Source organism: Rhodococcus sp. GXMU-t2271 (assembly GCF_041414735.1).
Classification (GTDB): domain Bacteria; phylum Actinomycetota; class Actinomycetes; order Mycobacteriales; family Mycobacteriaceae; genus Rhodococcus; species Rhodococcus indonesiensis.
Window position 1 is genome coordinate 18548 of sequence record NZ_JAUIZP010000004.1, and the last position, 24907, is coordinate 43454.

17 protein-coding genes are annotated in these 24907 nt (G+C 71.3%); 6 read left to right on the plus strand and 11 right to left on the minus strand.

What is annotated here, in order from left to right; genetic code table 11:
- Window positions 1-27: 27 nt before the first annotated feature.
- Both QYS60_RS02630 and QYS60_RS02635 read left to right on the plus strand, forming a co-directional pair.
- Complete coding sequence (locus QYS60_RS02630; RefSeq protein WP_289382308.1) at window positions 28-1434, plus strand: Hsp70 family protein; 1407 nt, start codon at window positions 28-30, stop codon at window positions 1432-1434.
- A gap of 69 nt (window positions 1435-1503) precedes the next feature.
- The gene (locus QYS60_RS02635; protein ID WP_289382306.1) at window positions 1504-1929 is read left to right on the plus strand and encodes an ATP-binding protein; all 426 of its coding nucleotides are present in this window, start codon (window positions 1504-1506) and stop codon (window positions 1927-1929) included.
- A gap of 21 nt (window positions 1930-1950) precedes the next feature.
- Here the strand turns inward: QYS60_RS02635 and QYS60_RS02640 are convergent, their stop codons facing one another.
- From QYS60_RS02640 to QYS60_RS02660, 5 genes are all read right to left on the minus strand, one after another.
- Window positions 1951-2394: a response regulator gene (locus tag QYS60_RS02640; RefSeq protein ID WP_003938889.1), complete on the minus strand. Its 444-nt coding sequence runs from the start codon at window positions 2392-2394 to the stop codon at window positions 1951-1953.
- On the minus strand, window positions 2391-4046 hold the full coding sequence (locus tag QYS60_RS02645) for a CHASE3 domain-containing protein (protein ID WP_371382364.1): 1656 nt from the start codon (window positions 4044-4046) through the stop codon (window positions 2391-2393). The genes QYS60_RS02640 and QYS60_RS02645 overlap by 4 nt, the downstream gene beginning before the upstream one ends.
- Window positions 4043-5305 carry a PP2C family protein-serine/threonine phosphatase gene (locus QYS60_RS02650; RefSeq protein WP_371382365.1) on the minus strand — a complete coding sequence of 421 codons (1263 nt, stop codon included), beginning with the start codon at window positions 5303-5305 and terminating at the stop codon, window positions 4043-4045. The genes QYS60_RS02645 and QYS60_RS02650 overlap by 4 nt, the downstream gene beginning before the upstream one ends.
- Before the next feature lie 114 nt (window positions 5306-5419).
- A complete protein-coding gene (locus tag QYS60_RS02655; protein ID WP_371382366.1) occupies window positions 5420-6715 on the minus strand; it encodes a YibE/F family protein in 1296 nt (431 codons plus the stop codon).
- Window positions 6716-7080: 365 nt separating this feature from the next.
- Window positions 7081-8346 (minus strand): pyridoxal phosphate-dependent aminotransferase, encoded by a 1266-nt coding sequence (locus tag QYS60_RS02660; RefSeq protein WP_289382421.1) that lies wholly within the window; start codon window positions 8344-8346, stop codon window positions 7081-7083.
- A 146-nt stretch (window positions 8347-8492) separates the two neighbouring features.
- Between QYS60_RS02660 and QYS60_RS02665 the strand changes: the two genes are divergently transcribed.
- From QYS60_RS02665 to QYS60_RS02675, 3 genes are all read left to right on the plus strand, one after another.
- Complete coding sequence (locus QYS60_RS02665; protein ID WP_003938894.1) at window positions 8493-8696, plus strand: cold-shock protein; 204 nt, start codon at window positions 8493-8495, stop codon at window positions 8694-8696.
- A gap of 215 nt (window positions 8697-8911) precedes the next feature.
- Window positions 8912-10063, plus strand: coding sequence for an alkane 1-monooxygenase (locus tag QYS60_RS02670; RefSeq protein ID WP_371382423.1), 1152 nt, complete (start codon window positions 8912-8914; stop codon window positions 10061-10063).
- A gap of 154 nt (window positions 10064-10217) precedes the next feature.
- Window positions 10218-11162, plus strand: coding sequence for a hypothetical protein (locus QYS60_RS02675; protein WP_371382367.1), 945 nt, complete (start codon window positions 10218-10220; stop codon window positions 11160-11162).
- A gap of 123 nt (window positions 11163-11285) precedes the next feature.
- Here QYS60_RS02675 and QYS60_RS02680 read toward each other — a convergent pair whose 3' ends face one another.
- Window positions 11286-14564, minus strand: a complete 3279-nt coding sequence (locus tag QYS60_RS02680) for a heterodisulfide reductase-related iron-sulfur binding cluster (RefSeq protein ID WP_371382368.1) — start codon at window positions 14562-14564, stop codon at window positions 11286-11288.
- Between the two features lie 482 nt (window positions 14565-15046).
- Between QYS60_RS02680 and QYS60_RS02685 the strand changes: the two genes are divergently transcribed.
- Entirely contained in the window at window positions 15047-15721 is a 675-nt protein-coding gene (locus tag QYS60_RS02685) for an ammonium transporter (RefSeq protein ID WP_371382369.1), read from the plus strand.
- Between the two features lie 400 nt (window positions 15722-16121).
- On the opposite strand, the gene QYS60_RS02690 is transcribed toward QYS60_RS02685, so the two are convergent.
- From QYS60_RS02690 to QYS60_RS02710, 5 genes are all read right to left on the minus strand, one after another.
- The gene (locus QYS60_RS02690; protein ID WP_371382370.1) at window positions 16122-17423 is read right to left on the minus strand and encodes a S1 family peptidase; all 1302 of its coding nucleotides are present in this window, start codon (window positions 17421-17423) and stop codon (window positions 16122-16124) included.
- A gap of 130 nt (window positions 17424-17553) precedes the next feature.
- Window positions 17554-18873, minus strand: coding sequence for a S1 family peptidase (locus QYS60_RS02695; RefSeq protein ID WP_054373986.1), 1320 nt, complete (start codon window positions 18871-18873; stop codon window positions 17554-17556).
- Window positions 18874-18965: 92 nt separating this feature from the next.
- Window positions 18966-20441: a hypothetical protein gene (locus tag QYS60_RS02700; protein WP_371382371.1), complete on the minus strand. Its 1476-nt coding sequence runs from the start codon at window positions 20439-20441 to the stop codon at window positions 18966-18968.
- Window positions 20432-22900, minus strand: a complete 2469-nt coding sequence (locus tag QYS60_RS02705; protein WP_371382372.1) for a LuxR C-terminal-related transcriptional regulator — start codon at window positions 22898-22900, stop codon at window positions 20432-20434. Before QYS60_RS02705 ends, QYS60_RS02700 begins: the two co-directional genes overlap by 10 nt.
- A 3-nt stretch (window positions 22901-22903) precedes the next feature.
- A complete protein-coding gene (locus QYS60_RS02710) occupies window positions 22904-24700 on the minus strand; it encodes an Hsp70 family protein (RefSeq protein WP_371382373.1) in 1797 nt (598 codons plus the stop codon).
- Window positions 24701-24907 lie beyond the last annotated feature (207 nt).

The window sequence follows — 24907 nt, forward strand, 5'->3', positions numbered from 1 at the left end:
GCGCACAACACGATCAGAAGGCGGCTGATGAGTTCGGTTCTCGGGGTGACCGCAGGGACGAGTGCCGTCCGGATCGTTCGTCCGATCGATCCGGACGCACCTTCCGCGGGTTACCAGTTCCAGGTGGTCGAGACCAGGCGGGACGACCCGGCACGTCTCGCGGCGCAAACCGTGGGCGTGCTCGTACAGGCCGGCATCGCGGGCGAGAGCGTCGAGCGCGCGGGCCTGGTGTACCGCGACGCCGCCGAGGCCGGACGGCTCCGCGCCGCGATGGCCGAGCAGGGACTCGACCGGTACAGCCTCGTCGGCGAGTCCGAAGCGGCCCTGACGTACCTGCGGGCCACCGGCGAGCTCACCGCCGACGTCGCGGTCCTCTACGACCTCGGCGCGTCCGGACTCACCGTCACCGTCGCCGACCGCAGCACCGGCGCCGTGCACACCGAACGCACCGGGTCCGTGGCCGGGCGCCTGTTCGACGACGCGGTGCGCCTGCACCTGCTCGGCTCGGACGGCGTGTGGCGGCCCGACGACCCGCAGGACGAGGAGTTCGTCGCCCAGTGCCGCGCGGCGAAGGAACAGCTGTCCGGCAGCGACGCCGTCGCCGTGCCGGGCACCGCCGGCGTGATCCTGATGTCCCTGGAGACGTTCGAACCGCTGATCACCCCGCTCGTCGAGGCCTCGGCGCGGTTCGTGCGCGACGTCGTGCAGCGGTCCGGCGCCCGGCCCGAGACGATCGTGCTGCTCGGTGGGGGCGCCCACGTCCGCCTGGTGCGCCGGGTGCTCGAGACGTGGACGAAGCTGCCCGTCGTGGTTCCGCACGAACCCGAGCTCGTCCTGGCCAAGGGTGGCGCCCTGCGCGCCGTCGCCCCGGAACCGGCGGTCACCGAACTGCTCGTCGCGCCGGCCGTGACCGAACGCATCGTCCCGCCCGGTGGCACGGCGCCGCACCGCACCGAGCAGCTGTCGCGTGCCGAGACGCCCGCACCGGCCCCGTCCGGCGAGACCAGGACACCGAGGCGGAAGCGGGCGGCGACCGCTCACGAACCGCACGTGTCCAAACGGCAGATCAGCGGGGCCGGACTGGCCGGCACCGCCCTGGGCGTGGTCGCCATGATCGGCTTGGCGCTCGGCGCCCAGAACACCCTCGCCGGCGACGACGAGTCGGATATCCGGCAGACCGAGGTGATCGTGACGACGCCGTCGCCGACCCCGCAGCCGGCGCCCGCCGTCGCGCCGGCACCGGCACCGACAACGACCACGACCGTCCCGCCGGTCGAGGACCCCACGACCGCGCGCGTGGTGCCGCCTCCGCCGCCCCCCGCCACGGCACCGCCGCCGTTGATCCCCGGCCTGAACATCCCGGTGCCGACGCTGCCGCCGCTACCGCCGCTGCCGACGATCGAAGTGCCGCCGGAGCTGCGGTTACCCATCTGACGGACCCCCTCCGCCGCCGGGGACCCTCGAACCCGATGGCCCCCAACGCGACGGGTTAAAGTGAATGCGATGTTTTCGCCGCAGAACACCCCGCTGTGCGACTCGGTCACGCTTGCCTATCGGCGCGTGCGCGCCGAGCCCGGTCAGCTGACCGTGCTGCGACGAGCCCTGGAACGCTGGCTCGACGCGGTGCACGTGAGCCCCGAGCTGACCCGCGACGTGCTGCTGGCCAGCTACGAGGCCCTCGCCAACGCCGTCGAGCACGCCTACCGCGACGGTGCGTCGGGCACGCTCGACCTCGAGGCGACGCTGATCCCGGGCGACCGTCAGGTCGAGGTCGCCATCATCGACCGGGGCAGCTGGCTCGCGAACGACACCGACCCGAGCACGAGCTCGCGCGGGCACGGCCTCACCCTGATCAACTCCTTGGCGGACACGGCGACCGTGGCCCCGGCCGACACCGGGACCGTCGTCACCATGCGCTGGAGCATCTGACGCCGACCCGGCCGCCCGGGACTACTGGCGACGGCGGGGCAGCCGCACCACCTGGACGAAGAACTCGTCGATCTGCCGGACCGCCCCGATGAACTGGTCGAGATCCACCGGCTTGGTGACGTACGCGTTGGCGTGCAGCCGGTAGCTGCGCAGGATGTCCTCCTCGGCGGCCGAGGTGGTGAGCACCACGACCGGGATGTCGGACAGATCCGGGTCGGACTTGATCTTCTCGAGGACCTGCCGCCCGTCGTACTTGGGCAGGTTGAGGTCGAGCAGGATCAGATCGGGACGCGGCGCCTCGGTGTACGCGCCGCGCTGGTACAGGAAGTCCAGGGCCTCCTCACCGTCGCGGACCACGTGCAGCTCGTTGCCGATCTTGTTGTCCTCGAAGGCCTCGCGGGTCATCAGTTCGTCGCCCGGGTCGTCTTCGACCAGCAGGACGTCGATGGGCTCGGCGGGGGTCATGCGGGGGCTCCTTCGAGGTCGGCGTCGGCCGGGGCGGGCGCTTCGGGTTCTTCGTCGGGCAGGGAGGGGACCGTGAAGCAGAACCGGGTGCCCTCGGTGTGCTCGGTGTCGATCCAGATCCTGCCACCGTGGTACTCGACGATCTTCTTGCACACCGCCAGCCCGATGCCGGTGCCGGTGTAGACGTCGCGGCCGTGGAGACGCTGGAAGATGACGAACACCTTCTCGGCGAACTCGGCGTCGATGCCGATGCCGTTGTCCGTGACGCACAACGTCCAGGTTCCGGGCCCGTCCTGATCCCCCTCGTCCCGGTCGCAGGTGATCTGCACGGTGGGAGTGCGGTCGGGGTGGCGGAACTTGATCGCGTTGCCCACCAGATTCTGCCAGAGCATCGTCAGCAGGGTCGGATCGCCCGTGATCTCGGGAAGATTCTCGGGACGTTCGATGCGCACGCCGGACTCGTCGATCGCGGCGGCGAGATTGGCCACGGCCTTGTCCAGCGGCTGATCCAGGTCGACGCGCACGTGGTCGTCGCTGACCCGGCCGACGCGGGAGAAGGTCAGCAGGTCGTTGATGAGGACCTGCATGCGTTTGGCGCCGTCGACGGCGAACGCGATGTACTGGGCGCCGCGCTCGTCGAGCTTGTCGCCGTAGCGCTTCTCGAGCAGCTGACAGAACGACGCGACCTTGCGCAACGGCTCCTGCAGGTCGTGGGAGGCGACGTAGGCGAACTGCTCGAGCTCGGCGTTGGAGCGGCGCAGTTCCTCGGCCTGGGTGTCGAGGTCCGCCTTCTGCTGGGCGAGTTGCTCGTGCTGGGTGTGTGCTGCGGCCAGCGCGAACACGATGCGCCCGCGCATCGCTTCGACGTCCCGGGCCAGGATCCGGATGTCCTTCGGGCCCTGAGGGTGGATGTGCTGGTCGAAGTTGCCGTCTGCGACGACCCGCCGCGTCGCCGCGCGCAGGCTGACCAGGGGCAGCGCCACCAGGTTGTGCACGAGGACCACCATGAGCAGGCCGGTGATCAGGAAGCCCGCCACCATCGCCACCAGCACGGAGTTGCGGATCGTGCGGGCTTGCACGAGGTCGTCGAAGGCATCCGCGCGGGCCTGCGCGAGCTGGGCGTTCTGCTTCTCGAAGAGGGTGCGGACGGCGTCGAACGTCGCTCGGCCCCGATCGGTCGCTGCCTGGTCCTGAGGCTGCGGATCCCCGGGTACGACGCCTGCGACGAGGGGCTCGGCGTAGTCGGCACGCCACGCCTCCGCGGCAGCCTCGATCTCGTCGACATCAGCCAGCAACTCCGGATGACCGGCGGTCAGCTCGCGGATCTGCGCGACGGCCTCCTGTTCGACGCGCTTGCCCGACACGTACGGCTCGAGGAAGTCGAGGTCGGCGGTGAGGGCGTAGCCGCGAGCGCCGGTCTCCTGGTCCAGCAGCGCCGCCTGCAGCCGGTACGCCTCGGCGCGGGCCGGCTGGATCTGGTCGACCAGTTCGTCGGTGATCTGGACCGTGCGCTGGATGAAGTACCCCCCCACGATGGTGCCGAGCACGACGAACACTGCAAGGACCGCGAAGGCGACCTGGAACCAGCTCTGGACCGTCAGCCGCGAGCGCACCCGCTCGACCTTGGGTTCGGGCATCGACGGGTCTCTCATGTCTGCTCCGCTACTTTCTCGCTCCATCGCACGTGCACCACGGCCACGTCGTCGCCGAGTCCTCCGTGACTTTCCGCCAGGGCCTCGGCCCGGTCGATCAGGGTGTCGACGAAGGCCTCGGGCGCCAGGTGCCCTTCCTCGCGGGCCAGCCGCAGCAGCCCCTCCTCGCCGAGGCGTTCCCCGCCGTCGCCGACCCGGCCCTCGAACAGCCCGTCGGTGAACATCATGATGCCGCCGCCCTCCGGCAGCTCCAACTCGTGCACGGGCCACGTCGAGACACCGGGCAGCAACCCGAGCGCGGGTCCGCCGGGCGCCTCGACCCAGTCGACCCCCAGGGAGCTGTGCAGCAGCAGACCCGGATGCCCGGCGCGCATCACCTGCACCCGGCGCCGGTCCGGCGACATGACGAGAATGGTGAGGGTGGCGAAATGCCGTTCGTTCGCCCGCTCGGCGACCATGATCCGTTCGAGCTTCTGCAACTGGGCGACACCGGTGACGCCGGTGATAACGAGGGTGCGCCAGGCGATCCGCAGGCTCACCCCGAGGGCGGCCTCGTCGGGCCCGTGCCCGCTGACGTCGCCGATGAGCACGTGCACGGCGCCGTCCTCGGTCTGCACGACGTCGTAGAAATCGCCACCGAGCAGCGACTGGTCACTTCCGGGCCGGTAGCGCGCCACGATGTCCACGTCGCCGGCGTGGTGCAGCATCGGCGACGGCAGCAGTCCGCGTTCGAGGCGGGTGTTCTCCTGCGCCTGCAGCCGGCTGGCCTGCAACGCGACGGCGGCGTGTTCGGCCTGCTTGCGCTGGATGGCGTAGCGCACGGTCCGGCCGAACAGGTCCGGCTCCACGCGGCCCTTGACGAGATAGTCCTGGGCGCCGGCGGCGACCGCCGCCAGGCCCGTCTGCTCCTCGGCGAGGCCGGTGAGCACCACGACCGGGACGCCGGCGGCGTACTGCTGCACTCGCGCGAGGGCGTCCATGCCCTGGGCGTCGGGCAGATGCAGATCCAGCAGGATGCAGTCGGGCAGACCGGCGGCCAGTTCGGTGCGGGCCGCGGCCATCGTCTGGACCCATTCCAGGCGCATGCCCTGCGCGCTGTCCGCCACCAGCTCCTCGACGATGAGTGCGTCGCCGGCGTCGTCCTCGATCAGGAGGACCGACGGCTCCTCCCGGGCCCAGTCGGTGTCCAGAGCGACCGGCGAAGTGGTGGTGCCTATTCCTGGTGGTGCGCCGGCAGGCCTGTGCTGCTCGGAGAACATGGCCCCTGCCCTTCGATCTCGTGTGTCGTGACTCCGGTCCCTCGCACCGGACGACAACAGAGGAAGAATACCTATCGTTCGCACGTTCACCGACGCCCGCGGCCGTCGAACCGGTCACCGGGCATGCCGGCCCTTGCGGGCTGCGGGCTCGGGGGCGCCGGGGCGGGCCAGCAGCGCGGCGATGCCGGTGGTCAGCGGAACGGACAGCGCCAGTGCGATGCCGCCCACACACGCCCGCACCACCTCGATGGCGACGGCGTCGCCGGTGAGCACGTCCGACATGGACCGGCCGGCGACGCTGAACAGCAGCAACAGCGGCAGGGCGCCACCGGCGTACGCCAGCACGAGGGTGTAGACCGTGCTGGCAATGTGGTCGCGGCCGACCCGCATCGCGGAGGAGAACACCTTCCGGCGCGAAGCGGTGGGATCGAGCGCCGCCAGTTCGAAGGCCGAGGCTGCCTGGGTGATGGTCACGTCGTTGAGGACGCCGAGGGAGCCGATGATGAATCCGGCGAGCAGCAGACCGGTGATGCTGACCTGTTCGAGGTAGAGCTGGACGTCGGTGTTCTGTTCCTCGGACAGTCCCGTCAGATGGGTCATCCGGATCGTGACGTACGAGAGCACGGCGGCGAGCAACATCGACGCGAGGGTGCCGAGCAGGGCCGAGCTCGTGCGCAGGTTGACCCCGTGCGCGAGGTACAGCACGGCGTAGAGGATGATCGCGCCACCGACCAGGGCGACGGGCACGGCGGGTTTGCCGTCGAGCAACGCGGGGAGCATGAACACCACGAGCACACCGAACGCGATCAGCAGGCCGATCAGGGCGCGCAGGCCACGCCAGCGGGCGACGGCGACGATGACCACGGCGAAGGCGGTGATGATGAGCGCGATCGGGAGACCGCGGGCGTAGTCGTAGAACGAGTACTGGGTGGCGCCGGACGGGTCGACCTGCCGCACGAGCCGGATCTCCTCGCCGACGCGCAGGTCGGGCTGCCCCGGGCCGGGCCCGATCTCGAGCAGGGTGCGGGTGCCCTCGTTGGGGCCCGAATCGATCGTGACGATGCTGCGCTGGCACTGGTAGGCCTCGGTGGGAGGCGGGACGGGGTCGCCGGTGAAGGGGCGGCCGGCCGAACTGCTGCCGCACGCGCCGATGTCCTGTTCGACGACGGTGCCGGCTTCGGTGACGACGGCTCCGCCGCCGGTGGTCTGGAGCGGGGCCGGAATGTCGACGGCCTCCCGGCTCGGCCACAGGGCGACGGCGCCCGCGAGCACGGCGATGCCGATCGCGACGAGGAGTCCGACGACGACCTTCGCGGCGGTGGGTCCGACGGGGACGGGCCCGGAGAAGTGGCCGTGGCCGTGGCCGTGTCCGTGGCTGGGGCCGGTGGGCTCTGCTGGTGTCACTGCCACAGGGTAACGACGTGGTCGCGGCGAGGTCGCATCGCGGAATACGCGGTCGTTCGAGGGGAGAAGGGCTGGTGGTGGCGGGGAGCAGGGGGGGTGTCCCCGCCACCGTCGACCTGATCTCGCACAGGGGGGGTGGCGATGATCAGGGAGCCCAGCACGCTGAGGTGCCGTAGACAAACGTACTGCTTCTGTCGGGTCGCCGGGTAGTACCTACGGTGTGTCGGTCCTCACCGGAACCCGGCCGAACGCTCGTTCCCGGCCGCTCGGCCTGCGACGATGCGGTTTGTTCGCGGCAACATATACTTTCGACAACGCTCGGCGTGTCGCGCATCCCGGGCGTGTCGCAGCCGGCTCGTTGCCGGCCGCGATCACTGCTTGTAGCTGGACAGGAAGTTGCCGAACCGTTCGATGGCCACCGCGAGGTCGCGAGCCCAGGGCAGCGTCACGATCCGCAGATGGTCCGGATCCGGCCAGTTGAAACCGGTGCCCTGCACCATCAGGATCTTCTCCTGCAGCAACAGGTCCTGGACCAGCTTCTCGTCGTCGTGGATCTCGTATACGTCCGGATCGAGGCGCGGGAAGGCGTACAGGGCGCCGCGGGGCCTGACGCAGCTCACCCCGGGAATCGAGTTCAGGCGCTCCCACGCGACGTCGCGCTGCTCGAGCAGCCGGCCGCCGGGCAGGATCAGGTCTTCGATGCTCTGGTGCCCGCCGAGCGCGACCTGGATGGCGTGCTGAGCCGGCACGTTGGGGCACAGGCGGGTCGAGGCGAGCAGATCGATGCCCTCGAGGAAGCCGGCCGCGTGCTCCTTCGGACCGGTGATCGTCATCCACCCCGACCGGTATCCCGCCACCCGGTAGGCCTTCGACAGGCCGTTGTAGGTCAGGCACAGCAGGTCGGGGGCGAGGGTGGCCAGGGAGATGTGCTTGGCGTCGTCGTAGAGGATCTTGTCGTAGATCTCGTCGGCCAGGAGCAGCAGCTGGTGCCGGCGGGCCAGTTGCACCAGCTGTTCGAGCACCTCGAGCGAGTACACGGCGCCCGTCGGGTTGTTCGGATTGATGACCAGCAGGGCCTTGGTCTTGTCCGTGATCTTCGACTCGATGTCCTCGATATCGGGATTCCAGTCGTTGGACTCGTCGCACAGGTAGTGCACCGGCGTGCCCCCGGCCAGGGATGTCATCGCCGTCCACAGCGGGTAGTCCGGCGCCGGGATCAGCACCTCGTCGCCGTCGTCGAGCAGGGCCTGCATCGTCATCGTGATCAGTTCGGAGACGCCGTTGCCGAGGTAGACGTCGTTGATGTCGAGCTTCGGGAAGCCCGGCACGAGCTCGTAGCGGGTGACGATGGCCCGGCGCGCCGACGCGATGCCCTTCGACTCCGAGTAGCCCTGGGCGTGGGGCAGCGCGGCGATCATGTCCTGCACGATCGTCTCCGGTGCCTCGAACCCGAACGGCGCCGGGTTGCCGATGTTGAGCTTGAGGATGCGGTGCCCCTCCGCCTCGAGTCGCGCGGCGTGCGCGTGCACCGGCCCGCGGATCTCGTACAGCACGTTCTGCAGCTTCGCGGACTGCTCGAGCTTCCGGCTGATGCGGTGGTGAAGGTGGCCCTGTTCTCCTGTACTCACGGCGTCCATGGTGCCACCCGTCCGCAACCGGGTTTCAGCCGGATTTGGCGCGCATTGCCGCGTCCACCGCGACGTTCGGCCCGAAAAGTGCAATCATGACGACTTGTGACCGTTGCGTCGGGGTGACGCGCGGGTGGATTGAGGAGTCGTACGGTATGGCACAGGGAACTGTGAAGTGGTTCAACGCCGAAAAGGGTTTCGGCTTCATCGAGCAGGACGGCGGTGGGCCCGACGTGTTCGTTCACTACTCGGAGATCCAGGGTTCCGGCTTCAAGTCGCTGGACGAGGGTGCCCGGGTCGAGTTCGAGATCGGACAGGGACAGAAGGGTCCGCAGGCCCAGGGGGTTCGTCCCATCTGAGCGGGTTCGTCCCGACATCTCGGCGGCGCTGCACCTCGGGTGCGGCGCCGCTGCTGTTTTCCGGTCAGGTGGGTTCGGGCCGGGTCACAACGCCGTGGGCACTTCGTCTCTTTTGTCCTACCATTCGGTAACATTCCGGCGCGTCGCGGGCATATGAAGGTGAAAACCGTGATGTTCGGGGGACGACAGGTGAGACAACCAGGGGGTTGGTGCAGATGGTGGGGGACGGTGCCGCTGTGGCGCAGTGGCGGGACCGCAAACGGTACCTGTGGCTCTGCGGACTCGCCGTCCCGCTGAGCCCGTTCGTCGCGTGGGCGCTCGTGGAGTACCTGCACCTCGGGCTGTTCTGGGCGTTCGGGGCGCTGCTGATCGCGGTGATCGTGCCGCTCGTCGACCGGTTCACCGGCGTCGACAAGGCCAACCCGCCCGACGAGCTCGTGCGGGAGCTCGAGGAGGACCGGTACTACCGCTGGTGCACCTACCTCTACCTGCCGCTGCAGTACGCCGGACTCGTCTTCGCCTGCTGGGTATGGACCGTCGCACCGATGGGCTGGCCCGAGCGGTTCGCGATGGCCGCCACCGTCGGCGTGGTGGGCGGTGTCGGCATCAACGCCGCCCACGAACTCGGGCACAAGCGCACCGACCTCGAACGCCGGCTCGCCAAGATCGCCCTCGCCCAGTCCGGGTACGGGCACTTCTTCGTCGAACACAACCACGGTCACCATCTGCGCGTCGCCACGCCCGAGGACGCCGCGACGGCGCGGTTCGGCGAGTCGTACTGGAAGTTCCTGCCGCGCTCGGTGTTCGGGGGACTGCGGTCGGGCTGGCGGTACGAACGCGAACGCCTCGCCCGTCGCGGACTGCCCTGGTGGAGCCCGCGCAACAACGTCCTGAACGCCTGGGCGCTGACCGTCGCGCTGTACGCCGGGCTGATCGCGGTGTTCGGGTGGTCCGTCGCGCCGTGGCTGATCGTGCAGGCGGTTCTGGCGGTGATGTTCCTCGAGGCCGCCAACTACCTCGAGCACTACGGCCTGCTGCGGGAGCAGCGATCCGACGGTTCCTATGTGCGCGTGGCGCCGCGGCACAGCTGGAACAGCGACCACAGCTGCAGCAACCTGTTCCTCTACCACCTGCAGCGGCACAGCGACCACCACGCCAACCCGCTGCGGCGCTACCAGACGCTGCGCACGATGGAAGAGGCGCCGCAACTGCCCGCCGGTTACGCGGTCATGATCCTGCTGTCGTTCGTCCCGTCGTTGTGGCGCAAGGTGATGGATCCACGGCTGCTCGACCACTACGACGGGGACGTCTCACGCGCGAACCTCGATCCCGCACGTCGCGAGGAACTGATCGCCCGGCACAGCTGACACCGTGCATCCGCGGTCGCCCTCGAATTCAGGTGTCGGCACGTGGTTTCCGGTGCGGGCACGGTTGTCCACAACCGGGAGATCCATCCACAGATCGAGACGGTCCCGTCGTCGTCGCGGTGCGCGCCCGGGGTCGATACGGCACTGTGACCGCATGGGCGACGAACACGACATCATCCGGCGCGCCGCGGCACTCAAGCGGGGCGTCAGCGATCGCGAGATCCAGCGCCTGTGCGGGCGCGGTCACTGGCACCGCGTCCACCGTGGCTCCTACCTGCCGGCCGAGAGTTTCGCGCAGCTCGACGAATACGGCCGCCACCGGCGGCGGGCTGTCGCGGTGGCAGGCGGGATGCGGTCCGACGCCGCGCTCAGCCACGTCTCTGCCGCCGTCCTGCACGGCCTCGCCCTGTGGAACACCCCGCTCGACGACGTCCACCTGACCCGCAATCGCGCCGGGGGAGCGAAGCGCACGCCGGGACGGAACCTGCATGCGTCGCCGTTCGCTCCGGACGAGGTCACCGATGTCGACGGAGCGCGCGTGCTCACCGTCGCGCGCACGGTCGCCGACCTCGCCCGCACCCTTCCGTTCGAGCAGGCCGTCGTCACCGGGGATCACGCCCTGCGCACGTGCGGGATCTCCGTCGCCGACGTGACCGATGCGCTGGCGCGCAACGTCCGCCACCCCGGCCATGCGAAGGGCGTGCGCGCGGCGCAGTTCATGGACGGGCGGAGCGAGAGCGTCGGCGAGTCCCGCAGCCGCGTGCTGTTCGTCCGCGACGGCCTTCCGATGCCCCTGACCCAGGCGACGATCCTCGACGCCCGTGGACGGTGGCTGGCCCGGGTCGATTTCCTGCTCGCGGACCACGGGGTGATCGGTGAGTTCGACGGTCGTGTGAAGTACCGGGGCGACGGCGTGGCGCCGGAGGAGACGGTGTGGCGGGAGAAGCAGCGCGAAGACCGTCTGCGCGATGCCGGCTGGACCGTCGTGCGCTGGGTGTGGGACGAGCTGGCCACACCCGCCCTGGTCGCCGAGCGTGTCCGGGAGGCGATTGCGCGGGCCGCGCGAGGGCCGCGGCCCACCGGAACGTTCCGGCCCTGACGTCGAGCTTGCACCCGCTGTCGCGTGCTTGCCCCCGTTGCAGGGGGTGCAAGCACGGTAGAAACGGTGTCTGCTCAGGAAGACGACGACGCCCCCCACACGAGGTGGGGGGCGTCGCGGGTGTTACGAGCGCCGGCCGGGGGCCTTGGCGCCGGACCGGAAGCCCAGCGCGCCGGGCTTGGCCTGCGGCGGGGCCGGTGCCTCGGCGCCGTTGGCCGACGCTTCCGCTCCGTTGGTCGACGGCGTCTCCGGCTCTGGTGCCTTCTCCGGCGGGGCGTCCGGATCGGGTGCCTCACCCGGGGGTGCGTGCGCCGGTTCCGGTGCCTTCGCGGGGGCGGGCTTCTCAGCCGGCTCGGGCTTCTCCGCGGGCGGCTCGGACGTCGCGGCCGGAGCCGTCGGCGCGGCGGCCTTACGGGCGCCGGGAGCCTTTGCTCCACCCTTGAAGGCCAGGCCACCCGGCTTCGCCTTCGGCGGCTCGGGGGCCGCCGAAGGCTCGGCAGCGGGTGCCGCCGCAGCGGGTGCTTCCGTGGCGGGAACCTCGGCAGCGGGAGCCTCGGCCGCCGGGGCGGCCTTCTTGGCGCCCGGAGCCTTGAGCCCACCCTTCATCTGCAGCCCACCCGGCTTGGCCTTCGGGACCGACGGCGCGGCCGGTGCCTCGGCAGTGGGAGCCTCGGCGGCCGGAGCTGCCGGAGCGGCCTTCTTGGCGCCCGGGGCCTTGAGCCCGCCCTTCATCTGCAGCCCACCCGGCTTGGCCTTCGGTGCCGCCGGGGCCGATTCGCCCGTCGAGGCGGCGGCCGGAGCGGATTCGCCGGTGGGGGCGGCCTTCTTGGCGCCCGGAGCCTTGAGTCCGCCCTTCATCTGCAGTCCGCCGGGCTTGGCGGCGGGTGCAGCGGGAGCTTCGGCTGCGGCGCCGTCACCGGAAGCCTTCGCGCCCGGAGCCTTCAGGCCGCCCTTCATCTGCAGTCCGCCCGGCTTCGCGCCGGGAGCCTTGGCGGCGCCCTTCATCTGCAGACCGCCGGCCGGGGCCGTCTTGGAGGCTGCCGGCGTCGCGGCCGCCTCCTCGATCTCTTCGACGCGTTCCTTCTCCTCGGTCTCGGCGACGGCCTCGGACGCCACGGCGGCGCCCCTCGAGTCCGCGGCCGGTGCGGGAGCGGGCCGCTCCCGCGGGATCACCTCGAGGTTCTTGCCGAGCTGCGCCGGTTCGAGACGCGTGATCGAGTCGAGCATGAGCTGCGCGACGTCGACGACCTCGACGCCCTCACCCTCGCCCTTCTCCTGGCGAGCGGTGACACCGTCGTTGAGCATGACGCGGCAGAACGGGCAGCCGGTGGCGATCTTCGACGGACTCGTCGACAGCGCCTCGTCGACGCGGTCGATGTTGATCCGCTTGCCGATCTTCTCTTCCATCCACATGCGGGCACCACCAGCACCACAGCACATGGACCGCTCGCCGTGCCGCGGCATCTCGGTGAGCTTCGCACCGGACGCAGCCATCAGCTCGCGCGGCGCGTCGTACACCTTGTTGTGCCGGCCGAGGAAGCAGGGATCGTGGTAGGTCACGTCCTGGCTCACCGACGCCACCGGCACCAGCTTCTTCTGCCGCACGAGGCGGTTGAGCAGCTGGGTGTGGTGGACGACCTCGTAGTTGCCGCCGACCTGCGGGTACTCGTTGTTGAGCGCGTTGAAGCAGTGCGCACAGGTGACGACGATCTTGCGCTTGGAGTCCTCGACGCCCTCGAACACCGAATTCAGCGTCTCGATGTTCTGCATCGCGAGCTGCTGGAACAGGAACTCGTTGCCCGCGCGACGGGCCGAGTCACCGGTGCAGGTCTCCTCGGCGCCGAGCACCATGAACTTCACGCCGGCGGTTGCGAGCAACTCGGCGACGGCCTTGGTGGTCTTCTTGGCCCGGTCCTCGTAGGCACCGGCGCAACCGACCCAGAACAGGTACTCGTAGTCGGCGAAGCTGTCGGCGTCCTGGCCGAACACCGGAACGTCGAAGTCGAGCTCGGAGATCCAGTTGAGCCGGTCCTTGGCGTTCTGACCCCACGGGTTGCCCTTGTTCTCGAGGTTCTTGAACAGACCCGCGAGCTCGGACGGGAAGTCGGACTCGATGAGCACCTGGTAGCGGCGCATGTCGATGATGTGGTCGACGTGCTCGATGTCCACCGGGCACTGCTCGACGCAGGCACCGCAGTTGGTGCAGCTCCACAGCGTCTCCGTGTCGATGACGGGCGCGAGCTCGCCTTCGACGGTCTCACCGACGAGCCGGCGGTCGGTCTCGGCCAGCGCTGCGGCCGGGATCTTTCCGAGCTTGGCTTCGTCCGGGTTGCCCTCGGCGTCGACCAGTCCGATCTCGTCGCCACCGAGGTCCTTGCGGCCACCGGCGAGCAGGTAGGGAGCCTTGGCGAAGCCGTGGTCGCGCAGCGAGGTGATGAGCAGCTTGGGCGACAGCGGCTTGCCGGTGTTCCAGGCCGGGCACTGCGACTGGCAGCGGCCGCACTCGGTGCACGTGCTGAAGTCGAGCCAGCCCTTCCAGGAGAAGTCCTCGATCTTCCCGGCACCGAAGGTGTCGGTGTCCGGATCGGCCGTCTCCATGTCGATGGCCTTGCCCTTCGACGTCATCGGCTTCGCGGCGCCGAGGGCGACGCCACCGTCGTCCTCACGCTTGAAGTAGATGTTGAAGAACGCGGCGAAGCGGTGCCAGGCGACGCCCCACGTGATGTTGCGGCCGACGACGTACAGCCAGATCATGCCGGACATCAGCTTCACGAACGCGAAGATCGACACCATCACAGCACTCGCCGGCAGCAGCTTGGCGAGGTTCATCGTGAAGAAGTCGGTCCACGGGTTGGCGTGGCCGTAGGTCGCGATCTTGCCGGCCTTGACGAAGATCATGCCGAGGCCCTCGATGAGGACGACGGCCTCGACGAAGTACGCGGCCCGGAAGTCGGAGCCGGCGAAACGCGAGAGCCGCTCGGGCTTCCGCGGGTGGTTCAGCTGCCGGATGATGATCAGCGCGGTGATGCCGATCACGGTTCCGAGGCCGAGCAGTTCGTCGATCAGGTGGTAGACGGCGGTGTTGCCGATCAGCGGCCAGTGGAACGCCGGATCGAAGGTCTGGCCGTAGGCCTCGAACCAGACGATCGCGCCGAGCATGAAGCCGACCATCACCAGCCAGTGGGCCCAGCCCACGGTGCGGAACTTGCTCATCCGGGTGTGTGCGACGAACTCGACGAGCATCTGCTTGAAGCGCGGGAAGAACGGCTGCCACCGATCCGGAGCCGGCTGGCCGATCCGAACGACGTTCACCATCTTCATCGCGCCACCGATGAACGAGTACCAGCACACCAGACTGAGCAGCACGCCGATCGTGCCCAACGTGATCGTCAGGGCATTCATAGGTGGCCTTTCGTGTCGGGGGCGGCCGCGGCCGCCTGGTATAAGCCCACGCATCGTAACCCGAACTAAGTTACCAGCCGGTAGCTATAGGAAGTTACCGGCCGGTAGTCTAGTCTCGCGGTGCTGCGGCGCGGTGCTTGGTGGAGGTCGACCGCGTGGGGGGCGGCCGAATTGCCGCATCGCGCCGTAGCGTGAGTGTCCGCCTACGGTAAGCGTTAAACCTTTCGACTCATTGAGTCAGGCATACCTAACGTGCGGTAACCGGTCACGCTTCGATATCCCTACCGCCGAGTCGGGCAACGGACCGGCAACGGATTCGGCACATTCCGGACGCGACGATCCCTGTGATGTCGGTTATGATGCTGCGCGAGATGTGCTTCGCGCACCCGCGATCAGGGCCTACGGTGCGCAGGGGCGCATTGGTGTCATAACTTGGGGGGCGTCCGTCGGGGGCGTGCGCCGAAGTCACAGAACGGAATCGAATGAAGTTCAGGAAGCTCGCCGCCGTGGCGACGATGACCATCGCCGCCGTCGGCCTCACCGCCGGCACGTCCTACGCCGCACCCGCGGTCACGGCACCGGAGAAGATCAACTACGAGACCCAGGCGGAAGGCGACTCCGTCGTCACCGTCATCGACGCCGGTTCGTTCGCCGTGTCCGGCGACGGCAAAAGCGTGGAACTGCAGGACAGCGACGGCAACGCCGTCGTCAGCCTGCCGCTGGCCATCCAGCTCGGTGACCTGCAGCTGCCCTTCGAGCGGGAGATCAGCGAGGACGGCAAGACCCTGACCCTGACGCCGGTCGTCGACCCGTCGAAGGCCACTCCGGTCGACCCCGAGGACAAGGTTGCTCCGGGCCTCAACCCCGTCAGCCTGAAGCTGAACGACGTCGCGTCGCCCGAGGAGAACCTGAAGGCGCAGCAGAACTTCGCGTCGCAGCTGGGCATCGCCACCGCCGTCGGCGGACTGGTGGGCACCATCATCGGTGCGATCGCGGGTTGCATCGTGGGAGTCGGCGTCGGTTGCATCCCGGGTGCCACCATCGGCGGCATCATCGGCACCATCGTTGCCGGTGGTCCGACCCTGGTCGTCGCCGGTATCGGCCTGATCAACACCCTCATGGCGCCCCCGGGCACCACGGAGTGGGCCGAGAAGTAGTTCTCGCGCCGACAAGCCCCTGCGGCCCCGTCACCGTTCCGGTGGCGGGGCCGCAGTCGTTTTCTCTCGGCATCCTCAGGAGTTGAGGGTGATCAGCCGGAAAAGGTGCACCACAAGTTCGGCGGCATAGACCACCACATCGACCCCGACCAGCAACAGATCTGTTGACACCGGCCACTCACCTTCTGTCGAACCGGCCGTCGACGGACGCCGGGATATACAACAGTCCGGCTGCGGAGCACTCCACAGCCGGACCTCGGGACGCTCAGGATCCTAAACCGGTCGGATGGTTTCCGGGCGTCGCGAACGGCGCGACACGCCGCACAGCACGAGGGCCCACCTCCGGATCGGAGGCGGGCCCTCGTCAGGCTCTCAGCGTGAAGCTCTCACCCAGTGACGATCACCAGGTACGCACGCGCAGGCCGGGGTTCTCGGCGAGGATCGCGGAGATCGGCGTCGCGAACAATTCCGGCGACTCGCCGAGCAGTCCGCTGACCACGCCGGCGATCTCGCACATGCCGTACTGGCCGACGTTCGAGGCGCTGGAGATGCCCAGGGCGAGGGTGCCGGTGACGATCGTGCCGCCGCTGTCGCCCTGCAGGGCGCACAGGTTGGTGGAGAAGCCGTCCCGCAGCACGCGGTGGCCGACCTCGACGGTCTGACCCGACGCGGTCACGACACCGCAGCTGTAGCCCGAGCGGACGCCGGACTTGCACGCGGGGGCGCCGACGACGGGCTCGGCGATACCGGTGATCGGCAGCGGCGCCGCGAGCGGCACCCGCACCCCGTTGTTCTCGAACCGTCCCTGTGCCTCGCCGGTGGGCCGGATCAGGGCGTAGTCGTGACCGTCCAGGCTGGTCTTCTCGAAGGTGCCGACCTGCTGGCCGAGCTCCTCGCCGATCAGGTGGTACACCTTCGACGCGAACTCGGTGCCGGCCGACGGCCGGTTCGGGTCGCAGTGCCCGGCGGTGATGTTGACCGGCCGGTCCGAGCCGTCGACGGCGTTGAAGCCGAGCGAGCAGCGCAGACCCTCGCCGGCACCGAGAGCGGCATAGGCGTCGCCGCCGAACAGGGCCGTCGGGGCCGCGAGATCGGCGACGGGCTGCAGGTCTCCTGCGGCCGGCTCCGGGACGAGCGGTGCGGGCGCGAACAGCACCCGGGCGCCCTGCAGGAAGTCGGGCAGCTGGATCCCGGCGACGTTCTCGGTGCGCAGCACGACATCGTTGTGCACGACGTCGATGGCGACGCCGCGAACCAGGTCGGCGACGGCGGGCGGCTGGGTGGCCAGCCAGTCGTTCAGCGCCTTCAGCTCGTCGCGCAGCTCCGTCTCGGTCTGGTCGGTGTCCGCGACGGTGAATCCGGCGTCCTCGGCGGCCTCGCGGGCAGCGTCGTAGCCCTCACCTTCGGTCAGCCCCACCTTCGGCGTGCCGTCCTGCTCGAGCCACACCCCGGAGAACACGGCAGCGAACTTCTCCCGCGCCGTCTCGGCGAAGCGGGCCAGCTCCTGGCTGCGGGCAGCGTCCGTCAGGTACCGCTCGGGGCTCATCTGCAGGTCCCGGGCCAGCGCCTCCACGAGTTCGTTCGGCAGCGCCGTCGCCTCGATCGGGGCCGGTTCGGCCTGGGCGATGGCAGCGGCAGGGCCGAACAGCATGAGCGCTGCCGAACCGTAGACCGCTGCTCGACGGGCGAAGGAGCGTCGCATGGATGCCTTCCTCGTTGATCTCCGCGACGGTGCGTGGAGATACCGGCCCCGGGCGGGCCGGTGCTGGATGGGACGATCATATGGGGTCGGCCGCGCGAACACCCAGCCGTGCGGCGTGGCGCGGGACCGGTCAGGCCGCGGCGCCGGTGCGCACCCGCGCACCGGTCTCGGCCTCGATGTCCTGGATCGCGATGCCGAGGCTGGAGGTGCCGCCCTGCGGCGCGAGGACGAGGTTGGCTTCTACGCAGTCCGGGGCGCCGGAGCTGTTGGAGCCGCTGATCACCCCGAGTGCGAGGGTGCCGGTGACGATGGCACCGCCGCTGTCGCCGGAGAGGGTGCAGACGGTGGTCGCGAAGCCCCGGATCGTGGTGCTCGTGCCGTCGGCGCGGACCAGCTGGGTCTCGATCCGGTCGGCGGCGACGATGCCGCACGTGAAGTACGACGACTGCCCGGACTTGCACACCGGGGCACCGGCCACGGGCGCCGCGGTGCCGGTGACGGTGAGCGTCGAGCCGTTGCCGCCGCGGATCACGGGCCGGTTCAGGCCGACGTCCACGCCCGCCTGGTCGAGGCCGATGATGCCGTAGTCCAGGGTGCTGCCCTCGCCGACGGTCGAGCGGGTGAACGCGCCGATCTTCACGCTCTCGTCGATGTTCTCCCGGTTGGGCAGGTAGACGGTGGAGCCGCCCTCCTCGCGGGCGACCGCGTCGCAGTGACCGGCGGTGATGTTGACGGCCGATCCGTCGGCGTCGACGGCGTTGAAGCCGAACGAGCACACACCGATGCGGTCGAGCGGCGTCGAGCGGACGTCACCGTCGGCGGTGATGTAGGTGTCGCCTCCGAGCGGGCCCGGCTCGTTCGGCGGCTGGCCGGGGGTGAGCATGACCTGGACGTTGGCGATCAGCGTCGGCAGGTTCAGGGCGCGGCCGGCGGGGCTGTTGGCGATGTCGACGATCAGACGGTTGTTGAACACGTCGATCGACGTGGAGTTCACCTGGGAGGCCAGTTCGCGGGGCAGCGCGGCGACCCAGCGGTTCAGCTCGGCGAGGGACTGCTCGAGCCCGTCCGCGGACACCGGCGCGACGGTGGCGTGGTAGCCGTCGTTCTCGGCCTGCCGGGCCGCGTCGGGGTTGGTGACCGCGACGACAGGCCGGCCGTCGGTGCCCAGCCATGCCCCTGCGAAGTCGTCCGGCCGTTCGGCGCGGAAGGTGCGCGCGTAGTCCGCCAGTTCCTGGGCGCGCTCGGACCGCTCGAGGTACTCGTCGGCGCTGATCTTCAGGTCCCGGCTGATGGCCTCGACGAGTTCGGCGGGCAGCTGATCCGCGGGCAGCTGGTCGGCGTGAGCGGTCGCGGCGAGCGGCCCCGCCAGCAGCAGTGCCGACGCCGCAGCGACGACGACACGGCGGACGGTGGTACGAGCAGCGGCGCGCGACGCCGACGAGTAACGCATGGGGGCCCTTCGAGAATGAGTTGACGGGTTTCGTGCGTGATCGTGTCGCGGGAGCGAGCACGACCGTGTGACAGCGTACGGGACGGTGGGTATCACTCCGGCGCCTCCGAACTGGTGGTGTCCGTTGGGTCCGGTTCCGTGGTTCCGGTGGGGGTCGACGTGGACGTCGTGGTCGGCGCGACGGTCGTGGTGGCGGTGGGGGTCGTCGTCCGGGAGGGCCGGTTCCGGTCGCGGGTGGCCTCGCTCGTGGTGGGTTCGGTAGTGGTCGAGCGCGTGGTGGGCGCCGGGCGGGACGTGGTGGGCCGGACCGACGGTGCGACCGCGGCGGTGGATAGCGGTTCGGTGACGACGGGCCCGGAATCGACGGGGCCGGAGTCGACGTCGACCGGCACCGCGTCGGGGGTGGCCGCCGGGGCGGCGGTGGTGCCGGTCGGTGTCCCGGTGGTCGACGGCACCTGCACGGCGCTCGACAGCGACTCGTAGGCGGCGCCCGCCTCCCGTACCGGGGTGCCGGCCGGGGTGTCCCGCAGCGAGAACACCAGGGCACCCAGTCCCACGAGCAGCGCGACGGCTGCCGCGACGGCGCCGCTCACGACGAGCCGGTTGCGCGGGGCCCGGTCCGGCTCGGCGGGCGCCGTGACAGTCGCCGCGACGGCGGGGACGGCGTCGACCGGGGGCTCGGCGGCGACGGGCTCGAGCGGTGTGCGTGCGGCGGCGCCCGAGCGGACCGCCGGGATGATCCGGGTGGCGCCGACCATCTCCGCCGATCCGGCCGCGGCGGCGAGCGCCGCGCCCCGCACCACCGTGTGCTGCGGCTGCGGCGGCAGCACGCACCGCACGCCCATCCCGGCCTTCACGGCCTGCGCGACGAGCTGGGCCGCCGACGGGTCCACGGGGTCCTCGGTGCTGATCACGACGGCGTCGAGGTTGCTGACGAGCCAGCCGAACGCACCGAGCGCGGCCGACAGCTGCGAGGGCACCGACGGGGCGTCGCCCTCGGGATAGCGGAACGCGCGGCCCGCGGCGACACCGGAACGCACGAGCGTCACCGTCGATCCGCCGGCGTCCAGGTGATAGACGGCGACGAGCCGGCCGCTCTGCTGCGCGACCCGCGCCTCGAACCACGCCGCGACGGCCTCGGCGTCCGACACCAGGGCGACGTGCCGCAACCCGACGTAGTCGAGGGCGTTGCGCAGCACTGCGACGGTGGCCGGCGACCATTCGGTGGGATGCGCGGCGGCCACCGTCGCCGGGGCGTCGCCGACCAGGGGTGCGGCGTCGGCGAGGAGGCACTCCATCGCGGTCGCCACGAGGTCCTCGGCGCGGGAGAGCGCCCCGTCCTCGGCGCGCACCCCGGCCGAGTCGCCCACCCGGTCGACGAAGCCCGAGAAGGAGCTGCACCCGCCGGCGCCGGGATCGTTGGCACCGAGCGTCGCCGTGCCGTCGGAGTGCAGGTGCAGGCGGGTGAGGCGTTCGACCGGTTCGGGGTCGGGACGGATGCCCTCGGCGGAGGTGACGGCCACGGCGGACACGACGGTGCCGACTCTCAGGCCCACGCCTACGGACATGCGGAAGTCCCCCCGTTCCCACTGGTTGCCGGTTGCCGAGCCTCGGCCCCGTGCCCGAGCGCACGGAGCATCGAGATGAGCTCCGATCGCGAGCCGGCGCCGAGCCGCCGCCGGATGCGCGCGACGTGATGCTCGACAGTCTTCGCGGAAATGTACAGGCGGGACCCTACTTCGCGGTAGGTCAGTCCGGCGACGACGAGGTCGGCGACCTCCGCCTCCCGATCCGACAGGGGACTCGAGGCCGTCGGCGCCTCGGCCGCGGGTGCCGGTGCGGCGGTGCGCGGCCCGGCGGACGGGTGCCGCACGGCCCGCGCGACCTGCAGCAGGGCCGTCGCCGCCGCGGTGTCGTCCACCCGCAACGCGGCCTCGCCGGCCAGTCGTGCTCCGTCCCAGGGCAGGCCGATCGCGGCGAGCGACTCCGCGGCCGCCTGCACCCGCACGGGGTCGACGTCGCCCTGCAGCACCCGCAGCCACGCCTGACCGGCCCGCGCCAGGGCGGACGCGTAGGCGGTGGACTCCGCCGCCGCCCCGAGCGCGCGGGCGTGTGGCAACAGTTCCGCGGGCCGGTCCGCGGCGATGGCCGCCTGCACCCCGTACCAGTGCAGCGTCGCGCCCCACAGCGGCGGTTCGGCGAGGGTCGACAGGAGATCCTGCGCCTGAGCGATCAGATGGGCGATGCGGTCGGCCTCGCCGAGCCGGACCGCCGCGAGCCACAACTCGCCGAGGGGCAGCAGGCTCAGCAGGTCCACCGAGTACTCGGCCACCACGCCCTGCGCCGCGGTCCAGGCGGCGGTCAGCGCGCCGACGTCGCCGCCGCGGCGGGCCAGGCCCACCCGCAGCCCGTGCAGGAACAGCTGGTCCCGCTGCTCGGTGACCGCGGGGGCGAGGTCGTCGGCGGCGGCCGTGGCGACCGGCAGATCGCCGCCGACCAGCGCCGTCCAGGCCGCGAGCAGGCGGTGCCGCACGGAGGGCGCGGTGGTGGCGCGGCCGAGCACGGCGGCGGCATGGGCGAGTTCGCCGGAGTGCAGGCACAGCAGTGCCGTGACCGCCTCCGGGGTGTCCGGCAGCAGCCGTGTCCGGTCGCCGGCGCCGTGCACGGACAGGGCCCGCGTGAGGCTGTTCATCGCGACGCGCCCGTCGCCGCCGACGGACTCGCGCAGGCCGGCAGCCAGCAGCTGCGCGGCCGCCGCGGACGACGTCGGTGCCGGCGCAGCCGTGCCGAACCGGGCAGCGGCGCCGGGACGGCCCGCGGCGAGCAGCACCGTCGCGGCGATCGGCGCATCGGCACCCGCGCGTTCGGGACCGAGCCACTCGTACAGATCCGCGCTGCGGCCGAGCATGCCGCGGCGCGCGGCGACGGTCGCGGCGATGCGGGTCGCGGCGGTCAACTCGTCGCCGGGCACGGTCGCGGCGCGGTCGAGCAGCCGGTCGGTGAGCTGGGCGGCAGTAACGAGATCACCTGCGAGCCCGGCGGTCTCGGCGCGGCGCACCTCGAGCGCGTCGGCGTCGGCCCCGGCGCGGATCGCGGCGTCGTACAGCGCGAGGGCCTGCGCGGGCGCGGCCTCGGCGGCGAGCATCACGAGAAGGTCCGCGAGGCGGGCGTCGGTCACGCCCGCCTCGGCGAGGGCTCGGGCGGCGTCCGCGGACAGCAGCCCCGCGTCGAGACGCAGCGTCGCCAGCCGGTGCGCGAGCGTGCGGACGCCGTGGGACCCGAGGACGGTGGCGGGCACCGCGGCGGCCGCGGGGATCGGGACGTCGCCGTCGACGGTGAGCAGACCGCTGGCCCGCGCGGCGTCGACGAGTTCACGCGCGCGGTCCGCCTCGACGCCGAGGACGGGGGCGACCTCGAGCGGATCGAGGGTGCCGCCGAGGGCGGCGAGCACCAGTATTCGAGGCAGGTCCGGGTCGCCGCCGGCGAGCCGGTCCCGGACGCGGGCCGCGGCGGCCCGTCGGGGATCGGTGCCGTCGCGCAGTGCGACGAGAGCCGCGTCCACGACGTCGCGGGTCCCGCCGGTCAGGCGGTGCACCGCGCGGATCGGTTCCGGGCGTGGCGTGAGTCCGAGAGTTGCTGCCCGACCGGCGATTTCGCGAGGGCTGAGGGGACGCAGTTCGACGAGCGCCGAATACGCGCCGAACGCGGACGACAACGCGCGCAGATCGCTGCGGTGCGGCCGCGGCTCCGTCGCGACGACCACCGCCCGCTCGCCACGCCGCACCTGCTCGGCGAGCGCGAGGACGGACTCGGCGGGCAGGGTGTGCGCGTCGTCGACCACCAGCGCCGACGTCGCAGGCGAATCCGGATCGGTGCCGACGGTGAGGCCCCGATCGGCGAGCGTCTGCCGCACCGAGGACAGCAACGCGGACTTGCCGCTGCCGGCGGGACCGGTGAGCAGCAGCCGGGGTGGGCTCGCGGCGACGGCCTGCGCGACGTCGCGCGGCAGGGAAACAGGTTGCGGCATCGGTCAGTTGCCGAGGAGTCCGCCGACACCATCGACGACGCCACCGACGGCACCCCCGACCCCGTCGACGACACCGCCGACCGCGTTGCCGGCGCCGCCGACGACCGCACCGGCACCCTGACCGGCACCGCCGAGGGCGTCACCGACCTGCGAACCGTAGTTCGGCGCGGGCGCCGGGGCCGGGGCCGGTGCCGGAGCGGGTGCGGGAGCCGGAGCGGGGACGACCGTGGTCGTGGGGACGGGGGCACCCGGAGCGACGGTTCCGGGAGCAGGGGCTCCCGGCGCCGGCGCTGCCGGCGCCGCACCGGGTGCGGAGGTGCCGGCAGGAACAGACCCGGCAGGGGCGACGGTGCCCGGCGCCCCGGGCGTCGCCGCCGTGGCCGCGGCCCGGGTACCCGGTGTCGTCCCGGGCACGGCACTGCTCGTGCCGGACCCGGTGGTCGCGGTCGTCGCCGGCCCCTCGGCCGAGGCGGGGGTCGCGCCCGGGACGGTCGCGGAGGTGGAGACGCCCGCGCCGGCCTCCGAGGCGTCGGAGGTGCCGAGCGTTCCCACCGCGAGGCCACCCGCACCGAGCACGACGAGCGCAGCGGCCGCGGCCCCCGCGAGCACGTAGCGCCGCGACCGGGAGGGGGCTGGAGCCGCGGCGGCCGGAGTCGCGGTGGGGACGACTGCCGGGCGAACCGGCGAGATCGCTTCGGTCGGCCGGTCCGTCGTCACGGGCAGCACGGTGGTGGGCACATCGTCGTCCGCCGGGGCGGCGACCGCGGCTCCCGCCCGCGGCTGAGCAGCCCCGAGGGCTGCGGTGTGGGCCGGATGCGGCCCGGCCGCCACCGCGACGCCCAGCTCCGCCGAGAGCAGCTCGGCGACCAGGGGGATGGCGCCGCCGCCCCCGGTGAGCAGCACCCGCCCCACATCCGACGGCTCGACCCCGGCCCCGCGCAGGGCCTCGTGCACCAGCGCCATCGACTCCTGCAGCGGGCCGCGAGCCAGTTCCTCGAACTCGTCGCGGACTAGACGCACGTCCCGCCGCACACCGGGCAGATCGATCGCGACGACGGTCTCGGTGTCGGTCGACAGCTGCTCCTTCGCGGCCCTCGACCGGGTACGCAGCTCCGCCAGCGCCGCCGTCATCGGCGCGGCGAACGGATCGAAGTCGGGGACGTCGTCGCGCACGGTGTCGAGCAGATGGGTGGTGACCAGATGGTCGAGGTGGCCGCCGCACACGTCCTCGCTCGCGATCGGGCGGCCGAGAAGAACCGGTTCGGCGCCGGTGCGTACCACCGAGACGTCGAGAGTGCGGGCGCCCAGGTCGTAGACGACGACCACACCGTCGCCGAGGGAACCCTGGGTGGACTCGAGCCAGCGCACCGCGGCGATCGGCTCGGGCATCAGCGTCACGTCCGCGAGCCCGGCCTGCGCCAGGGCCTCGCGCAGCGCGTCGACGGTGTAGCCGGCCCAGGTCGCCGGATGCGCCACCGTGATCGTGGGGACCTCCGGCAGGTCGAGCGAGGCCTCGTGCACCAGGCAGCCGATCGCCGTCGCGGTCAGGTCCGCCCCGGAGTACGACGCTCCGTTGTCGGCGAGCACACCGACCGGATCTCCGACGCGGCTCACGAAGTCGGTGAACACCAGTGCACCCGGTGCGGCCGGACGGCGACCGAGGTGCGGCGCGTCGTCGGGGGGGAGGTGCAGTTCGCTGGCACGGGAGAGGACGACCGGGCGGTACGTGTCGGCGCGATCGAACGCGGTGGCCGCCACCGACTCCGCCGAACCGATCGTGACTCCGAGCCCTGCTGCCATGTCGTTTCGCTCCCTGTTCGGGGCGGACGTGTCCGCCGTGTCGCGTTGAATGTCGTCATCGGACACGATCTCGTTAGCCCGATACGAGACCTTCGACCCTGGTGCGGGGGCGATCCCCCTGTCCGCCCCGATCCCCTAACGCGCACCCCCGTACGGGCCCCGGACCGATGGGGGTCTCGGCCCCCTTGGGCGGGGGACCGGCCGTTC

Coding starts and splice junctions, on each gene's coding strand:
- QYS60_RS02630 (WP_289382308.1), top strand. CDS start 28: ATGAGTTCGGTTCTCGGGGTGACCGCAGGGACGAGTGCCGTCCGGATC.
- QYS60_RS02635 (WP_289382306.1), top strand. CDS start 1,504: ATGTTTTCGCCGCAGAACACCCCGCTGTGCGACTCGGTCACGCTTGCC.
- QYS60_RS02640 (WP_003938889.1), bottom strand. CDS start 2,394: ATGACCCCCGCCGAGCCCATCGACGTCCTGCTGGTCGAAGACGACCCG.
- QYS60_RS02645 (WP_371382364.1), bottom strand. CDS start 4,046: ATGAGAGACCCGTCGATGCCCGAACCCAAGGTCGAGCGGGTGCGCTCG.
- QYS60_RS02650 (WP_371382365.1), bottom strand. CDS start 5,305: ATGTTCTCCGAGCAGCACAGGCCTGCCGGCGCACCACCAGGAATAGGC.
- QYS60_RS02660 (WP_289382421.1), bottom strand. CDS start 8,346: ATGGACGCCGTGAGTACAGGAGAACAGGGCCACCTTCACCACCGCATC.
- QYS60_RS02665 (WP_003938894.1), top strand. CDS start 8,493: ATGGCACAGGGAACTGTGAAGTGGTTCAACGCCGAAAAGGGTTTCGGC.
- QYS60_RS02670 (WP_371382423.1), top strand. CDS start 8,912: ATGGTGGGGGACGGTGCCGCTGTGGCGCAGTGGCGGGACCGCAAACGG.
- QYS60_RS02675 (WP_371382367.1), top strand. CDS start 10,218: ATGGGCGACGAACACGACATCATCCGGCGCGCCGCGGCACTCAAGCGG.
- QYS60_RS02680 (WP_371382368.1), bottom strand. CDS start 14,564: ATGAATGCCCTGACGATCACGTTGGGCACGATCGGCGTGCTGCTCAGT.
- QYS60_RS02685 (WP_371382369.1), top strand. CDS start 15,047: ATGAAGTTCAGGAAGCTCGCCGCCGTGGCGACGATGACCATCGCCGCC.
- QYS60_RS02690 (WP_371382370.1), bottom strand. CDS start 17,423: ATGCGACGCTCCTTCGCCCGTCGAGCAGCGGTCTACGGTTCGGCAGCG.
- QYS60_RS02695 (WP_054373986.1), bottom strand. CDS start 18,873: ATGCGTTACTCGTCGGCGTCGCGCGCCGCTGCTCGTACCACCGTCCGC.
- QYS60_RS02700 (WP_371382371.1), bottom strand. CDS start 20,441: ATGTCCGTAGGCGTGGGCCTGAGAGTCGGCACCGTCGTGTCCGCCGTG.
- QYS60_RS02705 (WP_371382372.1), bottom strand. CDS start 22,900: ATGCCGCAACCTGTTTCCCTGCCGCGCGACGTCGCGCAGGCCGTCGCC.
- QYS60_RS02710 (WP_371382373.1), bottom strand. CDS start 24,700: ATGGCAGCAGGGCTCGGAGTCACGATCGGTTCGGCGGAGTCGGTGGCG.